The 17,315-nt window shown below is 41.7% G+C and carries 14 protein-coding genes; 8 read left to right on the top strand and 6 right to left on the bottom strand.

The window, feature by feature from the left end:
• Positions 1-2: 2 nt before the first annotated feature.
• Together LNTAR_RS20235 and LNTAR_RS20230 are read left to right on the top strand one after the other, a co-directional pair.
• A complete protein-coding gene (locus LNTAR_RS20235; protein ID WP_007280629.1) occupies positions 3-716 on the top strand; it encodes a glycerophosphodiester phosphodiesterase in 714 nt (237 codons plus the stop codon).
• Complete coding sequence (locus tag LNTAR_RS20230; protein WP_007280628.1) at positions 713-910, top strand: SlyX family protein; 198 nt, start codon at positions 713-715, stop codon at positions 908-910. The genes LNTAR_RS20235 and LNTAR_RS20230 overlap by 4 nt, the downstream gene beginning before the upstream one ends.
• Positions 911-916: 6 nt before the next feature.
• On the opposite strand, the gene LNTAR_RS20225 is transcribed toward LNTAR_RS20230, so the two are convergent.
• Positions 917-2,413, bottom strand: coding sequence for a glycerol-3-phosphate dehydrogenase/oxidase (locus tag LNTAR_RS20225; protein ID WP_007280627.1), 1,497 nt, complete (start codon positions 2,411-2,413; stop codon positions 917-919).
• Between the two features lie 236 nt (positions 2,414-2,649).
• On the opposite strand from LNTAR_RS20225, the gene LNTAR_RS20220 reads away from it, so the two are divergent.
• The 6 genes from LNTAR_RS20220 to LNTAR_RS20195 all read left to right on the top strand — a co-directional run bounded on the left by LNTAR_RS20220 (position 2,650) and on the right by LNTAR_RS20195 (position 11,876).
• Positions 2,650-3,492 (top strand): hypothetical protein, encoded by an 843-nt coding sequence (locus LNTAR_RS20220; RefSeq protein WP_007280626.1) that lies wholly within the window; start codon positions 2,650-2,652, stop codon positions 3,490-3,492.
• Positions 3,492-4,025 (top strand): DUF84 family protein, encoded by a 534-nt coding sequence (locus tag LNTAR_RS20215; RefSeq protein WP_007280625.1) that lies wholly within the window; start codon positions 3,492-3,494, stop codon positions 4,023-4,025. The genes LNTAR_RS20220 and LNTAR_RS20215 overlap by 1 nt, the downstream gene beginning before the upstream one ends.
• Positions 4,009-5,145 (top strand): cysteine desulfurase family protein, encoded by a 1,137-nt coding sequence (locus LNTAR_RS20210; protein WP_007280624.1) that lies wholly within the window; start codon positions 4,009-4,011, stop codon positions 5,143-5,145. Before LNTAR_RS20215 ends, LNTAR_RS20210 begins: the two co-directional genes overlap by 17 nt.
• A gap of 12 nt (positions 5,146-5,157) precedes the next feature.
• On the top strand, positions 5,158-7,050 hold the full coding sequence (locus LNTAR_RS26170) for a response regulator (protein ID WP_007280623.1): 1,893 nt from the start codon (positions 5,158-5,160) through the stop codon (positions 7,048-7,050).
• 198 nt (positions 7,051-7,248) lie between these two features.
• Positions 7,249-9,810 (top strand): bifunctional aconitate hydratase 2/2-methylisocitrate dehydratase, encoded by a 2,562-nt coding sequence (gene acnB / locus LNTAR_RS20200; protein ID WP_007280622.1) that lies wholly within the window; start codon positions 7,249-7,251, stop codon positions 9,808-9,810.
• 218 nt (positions 9,811-10,028) lie between these two features.
• Entirely contained in the window at positions 10,029-11,876 is a 1,848-nt protein-coding gene (locus LNTAR_RS20195; protein WP_007280621.1) for a hypothetical protein, read from the top strand.
• Positions 11,877-11,951: 75 nt separating this feature from the next.
• Here LNTAR_RS20195 and pdxA read toward each other — a convergent pair whose 3' ends face one another.
• From pdxA to gatB, 5 genes are read right to left on the bottom strand one after another with little or no spacing between them, the layout of a single operon-like run.
• Complete coding sequence (gene pdxA / locus LNTAR_RS20190; RefSeq protein WP_007280620.1) at positions 11,952-12,932, bottom strand: 4-hydroxythreonine-4-phosphate dehydrogenase PdxA; 981 nt, start codon at positions 12,930-12,932, stop codon at positions 11,952-11,954.
• Complete coding sequence (locus LNTAR_RS20185; protein ID WP_007280619.1) at positions 12,919-14,454, bottom strand: YiiX/YebB-like N1pC/P60 family cysteine hydrolase; 1,536 nt, start codon at positions 14,452-14,454, stop codon at positions 12,919-12,921. Before LNTAR_RS20185 ends, pdxA begins: the two co-directional genes overlap by 14 nt.
• The gene (locus LNTAR_RS20180) at positions 14,454-15,413 is read right to left on the bottom strand and encodes a calcium/sodium antiporter (RefSeq protein ID WP_007280618.1); all 960 of its coding nucleotides are present in this window, start codon (positions 15,411-15,413) and stop codon (positions 14,454-14,456) included. Before LNTAR_RS20180 ends, LNTAR_RS20185 begins: the two co-directional genes overlap by 1 nt.
• Before the next feature lie 7 nt (positions 15,414-15,420).
• Entirely contained in the window at positions 15,421-15,798 is a 378-nt protein-coding gene (locus LNTAR_RS20175; RefSeq protein ID WP_007280617.1) for a Dabb family protein, read from the bottom strand.
• 47 nt (positions 15,799-15,845) lie between these two features.
• Complete coding sequence (gatB, locus tag LNTAR_RS20170; RefSeq protein WP_007280616.1) at positions 15,846-17,315, bottom strand: Asp-tRNA(Asn)/Glu-tRNA(Gln) amidotransferase subunit GatB; 1,470 nt, start codon at positions 17,313-17,315, stop codon at positions 15,846-15,848.

Here is a 17,315-nt window from a genome sequence, read left to right as displayed (position 1 = left end):
AAGTGAATACTCGCCTCATAGCCCATCGTGGTGCAAGTGCCAATGCCCAAGAAAACACGCTAGAATCTTTTCAATTAGCCTTTATACAGGGGGCTGATGGGGTGGAAGGAGATTTCCTGTTAACGCGCGACCGTAAACTTATCGCTTACCACGACCTCAACACAAAACGTTTACTTCAAAAAGATCTCTCAACAAAAACTCTTAATCTCAGCGAGATTCGCAAACTCAGTCCCTACCAAATCCCAGAACTCTATGAAGTCCTCAATATTATACCTCAAGGCAAAGGTTTAGTTATAGAACTGAAGTGCGGCCGTCAAGTTGAAAAAATCCTTATTGATACTTTGCGAAGTTCGCAAATTAAATTTGAATCAATAACTGTCATTTCATTTCGCCTCCCCACACTCATTCGCCTTCGCAAAATCTGTCCACAGATCAAGATTTTGTGGATTCGTAACTTTCGCTTAAGCAAGGAAAAATTTAACCCTTGCCTAGAAGAAACTCGAGCTGTCATTGAAAAATGTAATTTTGATGGCATCAGTGCCAACGCTAATCGCATTAATCAAGAATTTATTAAAGCGTTTGAAGGCCTAGAAATTAATTGTTGGACAGTGGATTCGAGTCAACGCTATCGCGAATTAGAACAACTCGGCTGTCATTCAATTTCAACAAATCGTCCAGGCTACATTCAAACAAGTTTACAGAGAGAAAAATCATGAGCTCCGATTTTGAGCAACGCCTCATACGTTTAGAAAGTTTAATCAGCATGCAAGATGATATGATTGAGACCTTAAATGAGGTTATTACTAGCCAGCAAATGGAACTTCAAGACATCAAAAGAGAAATCAAGACTATGCAGGAATCCATTGAATCAGACCCCATCGAAATGAATCAAAGACCTCCCCATTATTGATCTAATCTAGAGTCCGAGTAAGTCCTTCATCATCTCTAAATCCATTTCTTCTTCTTTGTACTCCATGGCTAAAGTCGTTCGACGACGCAAGACATCTTCTAGACAAGTGATCTGTTCAAACTTAGCCATATAAACAAACTCAGCTTTGATGTAACCACTCCCCGGGTGAACTTCATTAGCTAAGCTCTGATCATCCTTGATCAAATCTAGAATGGTAAAAGCTTCACTTCCGTAACGCCTCCATAAATGATCTTCGATCATGCTCAATCCATCAAAGTGTTGCCCTAAGTTTAATTGTTGAGCTGATTTGATGAACTTTTCTTTTTCCGAACTTTCGCCATACCAAACACCCTCACGATACCTTTCTTGAAGCATCTCACAAATCGCTTCACCAACCTCTTCTCCTACATTGAGGCAATCGGTAATCTTACCTCCCACAATGGTCAAAGATTTTTTACTCTTATCCACTTCTATCTTATGTTTACGAGTCAGTTTTATCCAATCCTCTCCTTGATCATCTCCGTCGACGATCAAGGTGCGGACTCCGCACCGTTCGGAAATAATATCCTTGAGGCTCAAATCTTTATAGTCATTTAAATAGGAGTTAATATTTTCCAAAATAAATTCGCGATCTCCTTGAGTCACTTCACATTCATGACTTCTCACCCTTGTATCCGTCGTACCAATACAGCTACGATTGCCCATGGGTAAAACAAAAAATAGACGCCCATCTTTTGAAAAAAAAGTTAACACCCGATCAGATGGACCTATTTTCGGCACGATCAAATGAACACCTTTTGAAAAAGCCACCTGACTTTCTACAGGAATATCTCCACTTAATGACTTCAGTTGGGGTCCACAAGCATTGACTAAACTACGAGCTCGAATTTGCGATTTTTGCGAAGTTCGCAAATCAAGCAAGTCTACCAGCCACCAGCCATCTACATAAGATGCCGTTTCAAGTCGAGTATAATTAAAACACTTCGCACCTCGTTTTTGGCCATCGCGAATAAATTGATAAACAAAGCGGGCATCATTATCTGGCAGGTAGGCATCAGCGTAAGATACTGCACCATTTAAGCCTTCTTGCTTGAGCAAAGGGGCTTCATGTCTTACTTGATTAGCTTTTACATAGCGAGGTTTAAAAGTTTGACAGCCTCCCATGAGCCAATAAAACCATGCTCCCGCATAAATAAGTTTTGATGAATAAGGGTTCCCCTTATAGAAACTCGTGAAATAGGCGATTTCTCTCACTCGACTTGGGTAAGCTTGCAAGAGCCGATTGCGCGATTCGCATAAGGCTCGAACCAAACTAAACTCTGCCGATTGTAAGTACTTAATCCCCCCCCAAATCATATTGGACGAAGCCTGACTCGTCATCGACGCGTAATCCCGCTGTTCTACTAAGGCAAGCTTAAGTCCTTGGTAGGATAAATTTGCAACACTTGTGGCGCCATTGATGCCGCCTCCTACAATCAAAACATCATATTCTTTAATTGACATAACAACCTAAAATTTAAATCCAATATAAGACTTCGAACTCTTAAAAAAAATATTTTTACAATACATACACTAAAATTAAATAATGAAGTTTAGGTAAGGCCTCTTTTAAGTTTTGACTATTTTTACAAAAGTTTTGCATTTTTCTTGATGTTTTTTATTTATTCCACAAATCACAAAATTGATAATCAGCTAGCTCGACTTAAATTTATAGTATATAGATAATTTAGGAGCTCAAAATGACAGAAGTTGTACCAGTCCCCATACTCAGCAATCTCAATATTCAAAATATTGATCAAATCCTCCACCGTGACCTCATTGCCAATAGCAATGACAGTAGAGCTCTCGTCTCTTATGGCTTCAAGCAAAATGGTCAGACCCATTTCATTGGGAGAAGAGAAGCTCTAGAAAACAACTGGTCACTTGAATTCGTTGAAGACTTGGCTCTTCAAGCTTTGGATAAACATGAAGAACCTGAATGGGAACCAGTCGAAGTCAAATACCAAGGCACAACTCACACACTCCTAAAAAGAGAAGGTGATGACCTGACAGCTAGCAGTATTTTACGTAAAAAACTTCTTATCGAAATTCAACAGCACTTCGGTACAAAATCAGTGGGATTTGCCGTTCCTAATCGCAATACAATTATTGCGGCTGCCGTTCCTGAAGCTCTTCTTATCTATCTAAATGACTGTTACCATGCCTCCGATTCTCAAGGTTATGAAAAAGTTTCTAACATGGTTTATCTCATTCGCAACGGCAATGTTTTAGCTGCAGCACCAATGCCCGCTGATGTACCCGCTCCTCAACCGATCGCGTCTAAGGCAAAAACGACTCAACGTGACGTGGACACAGGCACTTCGGCTAATATGAAGAAGCCTAGACGGCCTACTCGTTCTCTTAAAGCTGGCAAATCAAAGCTCAACGCACGTCGTGCTGGTACAGCTTCAAAAGCTGGCAATGCTTCTACTCCCGCTCCGGTAGAAGAAGCACCTGTTGCTCCAGCTGCTGCTCCTGCTGGAGGTAGAAAATTACGTACTGGCGGCGCACGCAAAAAAATTAGCATCAAGAAAAAGAAATAATGTCTTTGCGAGTCCACATTGGCACTCGCAATCAGGCCAAGATACAAGCTCTCGAGGAAGAGATTGCCGAACAAAGCTTAAACGCCTCCGTCATCTCTCTGGATGTGAGTTCCGGGGTGAAGGATCAGCCTCGTAGTTTAGACGAAAGCTTTTCGGGGGCAATCAATAGAGCTAAAGTTGCTTTTCAGCATGACTCTGATTTTTCTATTGGAATTGAGGATGGCTGTTATCATATTGATGGAAAAATGTTAAACATTTCTTGTGTCTGCTTATGGGACGGCAACGGTACTTTTCTTGCAAGCTCATCTTCATTTCAACTCCCTCCTACAGTTCAAAAATGTATCGAAGAGGATCATGTTGAACTATCTGAAGCCTTAGTAAAAACAGGCTTAAGCACTAACACTAATATAGGTTCTCAAGGAGGCGCAATTGGCTTGATTACTCAAGGTCAGCTCATCCGAAAAGATTACACCCGTCAAGCCTTACTCAACTTGCTTAGCAGCTGGAAATTACAAAATGATTTATCTCGATAACGCCGCATCCACACCTCTTTTACCTATAGTAAAAGAATTTTATTTCGATGCTATCGACCGATATTATGCCAATCCTCATGCAGGTCATGCACTCTCACATGAATGCCTAAGATTACGAGACAAAGCTCGTGCGCAGATCCTCAAGGCGGCCAATGCCGACAGCAATGATTATACAGTTATTTTTACTAGTGGTGGAACAGAATCCAATAATTTAGCTCTTCTAGGAACAGAACTTGAGGAAGGTGATGAAATCATTACTTGTGAGGCGGAACACCCTTCCATTTTAAATGTCATCAAAGAAATTGAGAAAAAAAATGTTCGAGTCCACTATTTAGCTTTAAATTCCACAGGAGCTCCCGATCTCACAAATTTAGAGCAGCTGATCACAAGTAAAACACAGCTCATCGCTTTAACTTTACTGCACAATGAAACTGGAGGCTTACTCGATATCGACCAACTGAGCAATATCACTTACGGAAGCTCTATTCATGTTCATATCGATGCCGTTCAAGGTTTTGGAAAAAGAGAAATTGACATGAATGATTGGGGAATAAATTCACTCTCTTTTGCGGGTCACAAATTCCACGGGCCCAATAGTAGCGGCGCACTCATCGTAAAAAATAACCAGCTCCCAAAAGCTTTGTTTTTTGGTGGTGGCCAACAAGATGGCTTAAGATCTGGAACTCTTGATGCCGCCGCTGTTGCTGCTTTGGGTTTCACTGCTCAACACAATGCCAAAGAAAAGTTGAACGAAACAAAAAAAATTCAAGAACTCAATTCACTCTGCAGGGAGAAATTACTCACGCTTAAGGACAAGCAGCAAAATTGTCCTATCGATATTATTTCATGTGAATCGGCTTCCCCTTATATTCTACTTGCCAACTTTGAAAATATGCAGGGAGCCATTTTAATGCGTGCCCTATCAAATAAAAACGTCATAGTTGGCACGGGGAGCGCCTGTTCTGCAGACAGTAAAAAAATTAGCCCTGCGCTGAAAAGCCTGGGTCTCAATGATCAAAATGGCTTTGGAGTTTTACGTATTAGCTTTGCTTGGCAAAATACAGAAAGTGACGTAATACAATTTATAGAAGAACTACAAGAAGTTATTCTTGATTATTAAAGGGAAAAAGAGATGAATAAGCTAGCTCATGTTGCCGTTTGTAATACGACAAAAGATAGTTTCCAACAAATCAATCAATACCTTGACCATAGCATGATCCATCTCTATAAATGTGAATCTATTGAAGAACTCAAACAAGTAGAGGCACAACACCAAGTTTCGCTAATCATCATTGATCATCAAGAAAAACTGGACCGCCAAAGCTTTTTTCTCGAAGAGATCTCTCAAGAGCTCAAAACTCAAAACACCTTCATTATTCTCCCCAAATTCAGTCCAGAAGAAATACAAGACTATTTCAACCTAAACTGTTCAGACCTCATTTACCCTCCGATTTGTAGTGAAGAGTTTTCCTCACGAGTCAAACGACTCATCGCTCAGGATCAAATAAATCGCGACTTAGAGAATGCCCTCCAAATCAAATCGGAGTTCTCCGCCACCATGAGTCATGAGATTCGGACTCCACTGAACGGCATTATTGGCATTCTCAATATCCTTCAAGAAACAAACCTCAATAAACGCCAAGCCGAACTCGTGAATATCATTTCACATTCTTCTGAAGCCCTTCTCAACTTAGTGAACAACATACTTGATTTCGCTAAACTTGAAGGCAAGCAACTGACTTTAAGACCAGAGCCTTTCTCACTTTTTTCACTCTGCCTTCAGGTGATTGACTTGGCAAAAACGAGCTGCGACAAGGACGATCTAGAACTCTTTCTCGATGCCCCCAACGAACTAAAAAAGCTCTTTCTTATGGGCGACAAAAACCGTTTACGACAAATCATCTCCAACCTTGTATCAAATGCCGTTAAATTCACTGACAAAGGCTACATCAAACTCAAACTAGAACTCATAGAGCGCAATGACAAGCAAGCAAAAATCACTATTTCTATAGCTGATACGGGTATAGGTATCAGTAAAGAAGAGAATGAGCTTATTTTCTCGAAATTTACACAAGTCGACAACTCCCACTCACGAAAAAATGAAGGAACAGGACTAGGCATCCCAATTTCAGAAATGATCCTGCAATGCATGAACTCCAACCTTGAATTAAATTCTCAACCTGGAGCCGGCTCAACTTTTAGCTTCACCATAAGTTTACCCGTAACGACGACAAAGACTAAAAAGACGTCTGTAAACATATCCCTACTTAACCCCCTTCGAATCCTCATCGCCGAAGACAATCACGTCAATCAACGCGTTATGTATTCCTACCTCAATTCGGATGAAACCCATTATATTAAAACGGCCGAAAATGGCAATGAAGTTATTGAATTTCTTAAGTCAGATAAATTCGATCTTATTTTAATGGATATTCAAATGCCTGATCTCGATGGTATTCAAACGACAGAACTCATTAGAAAATCTAATGAGGATTATAATAATATTCCCATCATTGCGGTCACCGCAAATGCCATGGAGGGTGACCGCGAGCGCTACCTCAAACTTGGCATGAACTCTTATTTACCTAAACCCTACTCAAAAGAATTATTATTAAAAACGGTTAGCCAGTTGGTCAATCGACCTAATGGAGTTCTTGACAAGCTTGATAACACGCCGCCTCCACTTGAACTCATTGACTCAAGAATGTTACTCGACATCCATGAATCTCTTGGCGCTGAAGGCTTTAATAAACTCATCGAGATGTATCTCAAAGAAGTTCAAGAAATGTTGCGTCATATTAAAAAATCCTGTAAAGAACGTGATGAAGGTAACTTTATTCGACACACACATAAATATGCAGGTGGTGCTGCTAGCTTGGGCTTTTTGACCATTCGTGAAATCGCCAAAAAAATGGAGACTCACACACGCGAAGGCAACTTCGATAGAGCTCTTAAACTCTACGATACCTTAGAGCTCAATCACCAAAATACTCTACTCGCTCTAAATCAGTTCGTTTTTGAGTGAGCCCTCTACTTTTCTTACACCAGTTAAAATTCTAAAAAACGTAAAAAACTTAACTAAGCCACCTATTTTCGATTATTTCTTAAGCTTTTGTCTTTGTCGATTGTTTTTCTCTAAAATCAATTTATAATTATCGCGTTATTTTGTCGTACTTTTTACGTCATAAATTTTTATTGCAAACTGATAAACATACGAGAACCCATGTCGACTTTTTTCGAAGACTACTACAAGCACGTTGCCGAGCGTGAAGCTCTAGGCATCCCTCCCCTCGCACTAAGTGAAAAACAAGCTGAAGAACTCGTTGCACTTCTTCAAGATATCCCAGCTGGAAAAGGTGAGGAACTTCTCGATCTACTCACTAATCGTATCAATCCAGGTGTAGACCCCGCTGCTCACGTAAAAGCAAACTTCCTCGTTGGTGTCGTAAAAGGTGCTAATTCTTGCGAAGTCATCACGAAAGCTGACGCCGTTAAACTTCTCGGCACCATGGTTGGCGGTTTCAACCTCCAAGGCCTTATCGACGTTGTCGCTAGCGAAGATGCAGAACTCGCTCCTCTCGCTGCTGACGCACTTAAAAACATGGTTCTCGCAGTAAACTGCTTCGATGAGGTAAATGCTCTTGCTGACGGCGGCAACGCTACAGCTAAAGAAATCGTTGCTTCATGGGCAAATGCTGAATGGTTCACAAATGCTGAGGATATCCCGGCCGAAATCAAAACAATCATTTATAAAGTAGATGGCGAAACAAACACAGATGACTTCTCACCTGCGAAGTTCGCATTTACACGTGCTGATATTCCACTTCACTCAACTTGCATGGGTGGCAGCCTCTTCCCAGAAGGCCCAGAAACAATTGCTAAACTTAAAGAGCAAGACCTTCCTATTTCTTTCGTAGGCGATGTCGTTGGTACTGGTTCTTCACGTAAGTCTGCTTGTAACTCACTTCTCTGGCACATTGGCGATGATATCCCTTTCATCCCTAACAAGCGTCGCGGTGGCGTTATCATCGGTGGCATCATTGCTCCTATCTTCTTCAACACTGCAGAAGACTCTGGTGCTCTCCCCGTACAAACTGACGTAAGCGGTCTCTCAACTGGTCAAATCATCACTGTAAAACCACTCGAAGGTAAAATTCTTGCTGAAGATGGTTCTGAAATCACTTCTTTCGAAGTTAAGCCAAACACTATTCTCGACGAATACCGTGCGGGTGGTCGTGTACCACTCATCATCGGTAAACAGCTCACTGAAAAAGCTCGTGGCGTTTTAGGTCTCAGCTCAATCGAAGAAAGTGGTCTTTTCGTTAACCCTGATAATCCAGCTCCTGCTGCGGGTCAAGGTTACTCACTCGCACAGAAAATGGTTGGTAATGCTTGCGGCGTAGAAGGTATTCTTCCTGGTACTGCTTGTCTTCCAAAAATGACGACGGTTGGTTCACAGGATACAACGGGTCCAATGACTGCCTCTGAAATGACTGAGCTCGCTTGCTTAAAGTTTAACGCTGACCTCGTGATGCAATCGTTCTGTCACACGGCTGCTTACCCTAAGCCCACTGACGTTAACACTCACGCAACACTTCCTGACTACATCTCAAATCGTGGTGGCGTTTCTTTAGCACCTGGTGATGGCGTTATCCACTCATGGCTCAACCGTCTCCTCGTACCTGACACAGTAGGTACTGGCGGTGACTCACACACGCGTTTCCCTCTCGGTATTTCTTTCCCTGCCGGTTCTGGTCTCGTAGCTTTTGCTGCCGCTCTCGGTGTGATGCCACTCGATATGCCTGAGTCCGTACTCGTACGTTTCAAAGGCGACCTTCAGCCAGGGGTCACACTCCGTGACGTTGTTAACATGATTCCTTACCAAGCTATCCAAGAGGGTCACCTCACAGTAGCTAAACAGGGTAAAGTTAATATCTTTTCTGGTCGCGTTCTCGAAATCGAAGGTCTTCCTGAACTTAAAGTTGAACAAGCTTTCGAGCTTACTGATGCTGCTGCTGAGCGTTCTGCTGCTGCCGCAACCATTAAACTCAACCGCGAACCAATCGAAGAGTACCTCAACTCAAATATCACTCTCATGGAAGCGATGATCGCAGGTGGTTACAAAGATCCTGATACACTCCGCAAGCGTATTGCTGACGTAAAAGACTGGATGGCTAACGGCGAACTCATGGAAGCTGACTCAAACGCTGAGTACGCTGCTATTATCGAGATTGATCTCAATGCAATGACTGAACCCATCGTCGCTTGCCCTAACGACCCTGATGACGTGAAAAAAATCTCTGACGTTGCTGGCAACAGCATCGAAGAAGTCTTCATCGGTTCTTGCATGACCAACATCGGTCACTTCCGTGCTGCTGCGACTGTTCTCGAAGGTGAAGGCCAAGTTGAGCCACGCCTCTGGGTTTGCCCTCCTACTAAAATGGATGCTGAACAGCTCACTAAAGAAGGATACTACTCAAAGTTCTCAGCTGCTGGCGCTCGTCTCGAAATGCCTGGCTGCTCACTCTGTATGGGTAACCAAGCTCGTGTGAAAGATAATGCAACTGTGTTCTCAACTTCTACACGTAACTTCAACAACCGTCTCGGTGATGGCGCACAAGTTTACCTCGGTTCTGCGGAACTCGCAGCTGCAGTTGCACTCATCGGCCGTATTCCTACTCCTAAGGAATACCAAGATATTGTGACTCCTAAGCTCGAAGGTAAAGATGATGCTATTTATCAATACCTCAACTTCCACCTCCTCGAAGATGGTTTAACAGTTTAATTAAGCTGTAAGTTGACAAAAAAGGCCGATCATCACGATCGGCCTTTTTTATTATTTACTAAATTCATAATTCTCTAATCAACTTTTTATAATAAATTAACCATGATAAAACGATTTGTTATATTTTACACAAAAAACACTTCTTTTTCACATAAGTATTTTTTACAAAAATTCATCTTGTGGTATAGGTAAGCTCACACTTAGATATGGAGTTTACAGTGAGTCATTTTTTATTAAAAACCTTTATACTTATTCAGTTGGTCAGCACAATAGGTTTTGCGACTGAAAAAGAAGTCAAAAGCCTTTCAGACTTAATCCACAAACAGATGTTTGTAGAAAAGAAAAAAGCACGGCAGATGTCAATCATTATTGACCCCCTCTACGCTGATCATGACTACGGCTACCAATTAAAATTAAAGACTTTTATTTTCCATGATAAGAGCAAGATCAATTATGACAAAACCGTCACCATTGATTCCAGTAATCAAATTGACATCCCCATAACTTTTGCCTCCAAGCCTATCGACATTCCCGTTTCACTCACAGCTGAGTGTACTCAAAAAACCTTCCCCTATAGTAGTCCAGTAGAATTCTCTTTAAAAGATAAAGCAAAGCAAGTCAAGCTCCCAAATGGTGAAGTACTCAAGCTCACATCGATCAATAGAAGATCTTTCAAATTCGAAACTCCAGAAAATTTCATCTTCCAGTTCATTGCCTACGATAAAAAAGGAACTCCCATTGTTGAAACAAGTAAAAATGAATTTGCCATAGCTAAATCCGACAAGCAAAACCCTCTCCATAAAATTAAAGTTACTTTAAAAGCCCAAGTTTATAAAAAACCCTTAATGCTTTCACTCAACTTCGATTCCGTTTATGCAAAAAAACTAGACACCCTCCCCTCAGATCGCTTCTTTACTCGTGAAGACATTTCCAAGAGATTGACACCCCCCACACCATCAATCATTACAGATGAAGCTCTCAACGCACTTAATTATCAGCTCATAGATAACAAAATTGTTTTATCAAAAGAAAAACAAGCTTTCAGCTTCAAAGATCATATGAATATTATTAACGATGAATCAATCGTCTTATTAGGCAAAGCCTACATCAAAAAACTCTCAGCAACTTACCTCGAAGAAGACTTCACCAAGACCATTGATCTGAGCAAAAGAAAGGAAACCCTATTAGCCATACTTAAAACGCGCATTTTAGCCCCTAGCGAGCAATTAAAGATCGAAGTTACACGCAAAGCAAACAAAGACTCACAAACAATCACAATCGATGATGAACACTCTCTTCAAGTTTATTTTAACGAGAATCATCTCACTTACCAATTTATGAAAAACGAGCAAGTTGTACAACTTTCTGACATCACTCCTTTTGCTGTGACATTTGAAGCTGTTTACAATAAAGAAGGTATTGCTTTACTCAAAGCTAAAAACAACTGCTACTGGGGCTACCCCGAAAAGCTCGTTATCTCGGTCCCCACAAAGGCAAAAACAAAAGTCATTGATCAAGTCATCAATCTTCAAAAGCTAACTCAAATACAAGAAGATCAGCTTTTAAGCAACTATGGTAAAATCCAAAAGGTCGCTCAAGCCATGGCCTCGATCCACTCTATTTCTAACTTTCTGCCCCAAGAAAACAATATCGTTTTTGCAGAGGATTTAGCGAGCTTGTACTATCTCAACCAAAACGACAGTAAAGTTACCACTAAATACTCATTAGAACTCGTTCGTTCAGACCCCAAAGGCCTAGCAGATTACAAATACCAAGTCATGCCATATATGGGCTATTACATCACTGTAAACAATAAGATCGAAACATCTGACTCAAGCTTCGACGACATTCAGAAATTCGAATCTTCAAAGGACTTTTCCTATAATGGTGACTATCTCGATTTTATCGGTGTCAAAAAGAAAGACTGGGGGCTTATTGCCATACCCGTTGACCCCACAACTATGCCTCACCTCTACTCCAACTACGAGCAGTATTATAAGTTTTTCGATAAACAACAGGACGCCAAACCCATTAGCGTTTGGAAATCTGGCTGGTCCAGCCTTTAAACCACCCCACACTTTCATAAAAAAGGCCGATCATCACGATCGGCCTTTTTTAGTGTCAGTACATAATTTAACGAACTAATTTCCAGTGCGTTTCCAGGCTAATTTGAGGGCGTTTTCGAGGCTGCCGATATCGGCTTTATTTTGCCAGGCAATATCAAAAGCGGTGCCGTGATCGACGCTGGTTCGAATAATTGGAAGCCCTAGGGTACTATTGACTCCGCGGTCGAAAGCGAGCATTTTAAAGGGTATGTGGCCTTGATCGTGATACATGCAGAGGAAACCTTCGAAACGCTCACGAATAGCGGGTACAAAGAGTGTATCTGGAGGGAACGGCCCTTCTATATCAATGCCTTCAGAACGCAAGATCTCCAAGGCGGGAATTACGGTCTCAATTTCCTCTCGTCCCATATAGCCGTTTTCTCCGGCGTGAGGGTTGAGTCCTGCAGCTGAGAGCTTGGGCTTAACTAAGCCTTCGGCTAAGCAGGCCTGATGAAGTAACCGACCTGCCTGAAGAATTTTGTCTACAGTCAAAGCCTTAGGAACTTCTTTGAGCGCAATATGACATGTGGCAAAAACACAACGCAAGCGATCGGCGCTCTGCATCATATTGAATTCGGGGCATTCACAAAGCTCGGCAATCAACTCGGTGTGACCAGAAAAGGTAATCCCGGCTAAATTGACTGATTCTTTATTCACTGGAGCAGTGACAATTGCTGAGTATTGTTTTGCGATGACCGCATGGGTGGCTTCCACAATGAGATCATAAGAAAGTTGACCGCATTGCGCAGAGGCTTTGCACTTCTCATAACTTGATTCAAAAGCGAGACCAAAATCGTCGTAATAAACGACTCCTTCTTCCCACTCTCCTGGGATATAGGGCTTGAGCTTAAACTCAGGGGCATATAATTCAATCGCCTCCGAAAGCACATAGGCATCTCCCGCAATTACAAAAGGAAACTTTTCATTTGCGAGTTTCGCAAAAGCTTTTACGGCCACTTCCGGACCGACTCCAGCGGGATCTCCACTGGTTAAAATCATTGCTTTATTTTTCATCATGACTCAATAAATTTAACACTAGCTTAGTGTCTTTTTCTGGCTGAACTTTTTCCCCTTTGTGGTAAAAAAGTACTAAACGGTAATTCATATTATCTTCTAATTTCTGTACAACAGCATCAGGACTAATCGTCACGCTCCCCAAGACTTCACCTGTTGCCCAATCATCATCTGTAAAGACTTGATAGACTAACTCAGAACAAACAATTTTGTTTAAGGTCTCAACATCAAAATTAAAATCGTATTCTTTACCCAATTGGCGAAAAGCATTCAGTGTATAAGTTCGACCTTGGACAGCATCCATATCATTTTTCCTAATCACTGCCAAGTCATCCACATTCATAAAATGCTCCAAAGTATTCAATACCACCCCCTCACGAAGAGCCTCTAACACTACCTTACCCTGACGGATTTGCTCATGATATTTAACAATCCTCGGATGCTCCCAAAGCCCCACAGATTTTAAATCCTCTTCAGTCCCAATATATATCGCAACGTGACCAAAGTGACCCGGAATAAATTTATCTGTAAGTCGAAAAGGGGTTTTCTCCAAAAGAATATCCATCGGCTTAAGAACTGCTTGAACATCAGCTAAGACCTTTTCATCCTCGTAAAGATAGCCTACTCGACTCTGAAATTTACCCATTGTATTGCCAAAGTCTTTACTGATATCAAAAAGTAACTTTTTATGACTACTAAAAAGTGAGTTTTGATAATGATCCAAACGCATGGACACGCTCTGAGATAAATCATTAGAAAAATCCGATTGTTCAATAATCGCTGCCGAGGGTGATTGCAGTATCATGACAGCTAAATAATCAAGGTAGTTATCTTCTTTACTGTCATCTTTTAAAAGTTCGTAAGATTCACTAAAGAGCTGCATTTTTTCGCGAATTAATAAACGCCGGCGACTAGAGTAAAATGACTTGACGACTTCTCTATTATACTCAGGGGAAATATCGTAATCCACACTGCCTTCTAAAAAGAGGTGCTGCACCCTTTCATGTTGATCAAGCAAATTCATCGAGAGTGACATATTATCGTATAGGGTGACAACAATTGCCAAACTGAGGCACAAGCCCTTAAAGGAGTGCTGAGAACCTTCCCAACCCGAGGGTGGCTTTTGATAATAGTTACGATTTTTCTTCAGTAAACTATACAAAGCGTAACGCAAATGGACAAAATCATTATTAGATAAGACAAGACGATGGATGAGATCGGCTTTCAAAGGCCCCTTTTCCTGCTCCACTTGTTTAGCCAAGTCAAAAATTTGATCTCGGTACTTTAAGCTCCATTCGTGGAGTCGTGAAAAATAATGAACATCATCATTAATGAGTTCTTCTTCTTTTTCTTTGCGAACTCGCTCAAAGGCAGCTTTTTCTTCATAGACTTTCAAGCCACTCATACTCAAAGCTGAGTCGTCTCCCACCTTAATCAAAGACGCATCAATCAAGTCATCTGGAGTACTTAAGCAAGAGAAAAAAAAGCAAGTACAAAAACTCAATAGTAACAGTCTTAGAATCATTAGGCAACCACACCTTGATTCATGAATAAATAAACGGTATAGCCACAATAAATCAGCAGAAAAAAGGCTCCTTCTAAGCGCGAAAGTTTCTTCTGAGTCCACAAGACCGGAAGCAAAGCCACCATCAGAAAGAGCATAACTCCTAAATCGACTTTGTTGATCCCCATCGCATCTATCGTTTCAATCATGGAAGTAATGCCCATAATCGCCAAAAGGTTGAAAATACATGAACCAATCACATTGCCCAAAGCCATATCGCCATGCCCTTTTAAGGACGCCATAATAGACGCGGCTAATTCAGGAAGACTCGTGCCCAAAGCCACAATTGTGAGACCAATCACCGCTTGACTCACACCTAAACCTGCAGCGATAGTGGAAGCGCCATCAACAAAGATACTGCCGCCATAAGTGACTCCTGCGAGCCCCGCAAAGATCAGACCAAATAGCGCTAAGGTTGATTTATCAGAAGGTTTAACTTCTTCATCAAATTCTTCTTCCACTTCTTTACCCTCTTTCTTCGACATTTTGAGACTAAAAAACACATAGCACACAACCATCGCAAAGAGGATGATACCATTAGAAAAGTCGAGTTGACCATCTTGAATTTGCAGAAAAAATGCGAGCGCCGCAATGATGGAAACCGGAACGTCAATTTTAATCAATTGACTTTGAACGGCAATCGGTTTCAACAAAGCCGCAATAGCTAAAACAAGCCCAATATTACAAATATTAGAGCCAATCACATTACCGAGGGCAATGTCATCCATGCCATTAAGCGTGGCTTTAATACATACTGCGAGTTCTGGGGCTGAAGTACCAAAAGCTACGACCGTAAGCCCCACAACGAGTGGAGACATGCCCCAGCGCAAAGATAAACCTACAGCGCCATCAACGAGCCAGTCGCCACCATAATAAAGTAGTAAACCACCACCAATAATCAGCAAAATTGCTTCTAACATAATTTTCCTAGAGATCTACAATATCGTAGACTTTTATCTTCTTAACTAAAGGTTTTAAAATGAGTTTTACTGTGGCCTGATGATCCGGGTGATCAATATAAGCTTGTAAATCCTCTTCCGTTTTGAAGGTTAAAAATATGCCCACATCAAAACTATCATCGACGATATCACGATCACTCATCAAGGGTATTCCTACACCGACATCGAGCACTCCAGGAATCTTGAGAAACTCTTCGCTGGCCTTGATCACCATATTGCGATGTTTTTCATTTGTAGGTTCATTTAACCACGTTAGAACAACGTGAACAATGCGCGGATCTGGCTGCCTATTACTTTGGCAACTTACAAATAATAATACAACACAGAGGAATAATAACTTTTTCATAATTGTGATACCTATAAAAACGGGCGACCAAAAGTCGCCCGTGGTGATTATCTGAGTTTTTGATTGATCATTTTAATAACCATCGGCGGGTTAGCCTTGCCTCGCGAGGCTTTCATCACTTGTCCCATGAGGAAGTTGACGGCATTCTTTTGACCTTCTTTGAATTCTCCAACTGCCTTCGGATTAGCGGCGATCACTTCGTCGACCCAACCTTCGAGCGCACCTTCGTCTTGCTCGATGATCACACCAGCCGACTTCGCTACTTCTTCAGCCTTACCACCCTTTTCACAGAGTTCAGGAAGAAGTTTACCGAAAGATGATTTCGCAATTTTACCGCTTTCAGCAAGGTCAACTAATTGACTTAGGTGAGTGGGTTCAAGCGCCGTTTCTGCAATCGTTTTATCGAGCTCAGAAAGAAGCTTATTGAGGTTATTCATCATGATATTTGCAACACCTTTAGGATTCTTAGATCCTGAAGCAGCCTCTAAGAAAAAATCTGCCGTAGGCTTTTCAAGTGTTAATACATGCGCGTCGTACTCAGTGATTTTAAATTCTTTGACAAACTTCTCTCGGTAAGCCTGAGGCTTCATGGGAAGATTGGCACGAAATTCTTCGACTTCTTCAGCTGTGGTCACTACTGGGGGAAGATCTGGCTCCGGGAAGTAGCGGTAATCATCCGCAGATTCTTTAGTACGCATAAGTACGGTTTCTTGGCGAGCATCGTTCCAGCGACGTGTTTCCTGAACTGGCAATACACCATCTTCGCCATTTGGGCCTGTACCTTCGAGTTCGTCTAAAATCTCTGTTTGACGCTCGATTTCATGATTGATCGAGAGCCAGATGTGACGTGTTGAGTTGAGGTTCTTAATTTCAATTTTTGTACCGAAGGGAGTTCCTGGCTTGTGAAGTGAAATATTCACATCGCAACGGAACTGACCTTTCTCTTGGTCACAGTCAGAAATACCACCGAAACGCATGATTTGCTGCAGTGATTGAACGTAAGCGTAAGCTTCGTCCGCTGAGTGCATTTCTGGCATTGAAACTGTTTCGAGAAGCGGGACGCCTGCACGGTTGTAGTCCACTGTTGAGTGTGTGCCATGGTGAACTGATTTACCGACATCTTCTTCCAAGTGAATTCTTTCCATGTTAATATCACGTGCTTCAATCATCTCTCCTGAGAGACCTTTACCACCGATTGGAATCTTGCCATTAGCCGCGAAAGGCAGATCAAACTGAGTGATCTGATAGTTTTTTGGCTGATCTGGGTAGAAGTAAGACTTACGGTCAAACTTTGAGTAAAGGGCGATCTCCGAGTCAGTCATCAGACCCGCTTTAATAATCTGATTAATCGCTTCGCGGTTAACAACAGGAAGCACGCCTGGATGAGCTAAACAAACGGCACAAACATTGGAGTTTGATGGTGCACCGAATTCATTCTTACAGCTACAGAAAACTTTTGATTCAGTGAGTGCTTGAACGTGAATTTCAAGACCAATAATAACCTTATATTTTGACAT

It is taken from the genome of Lentisphaera araneosa HTCC2155 (assembly GCF_000170755.1).
Classification (GTDB): Bacteria; Verrucomicrobiota; Lentisphaeria; order Lentisphaerales; family Lentisphaeraceae; genus Lentisphaera; species Lentisphaera araneosa.
This window is presented reverse-complemented; position numbering and strand designations above follow the sequence as displayed.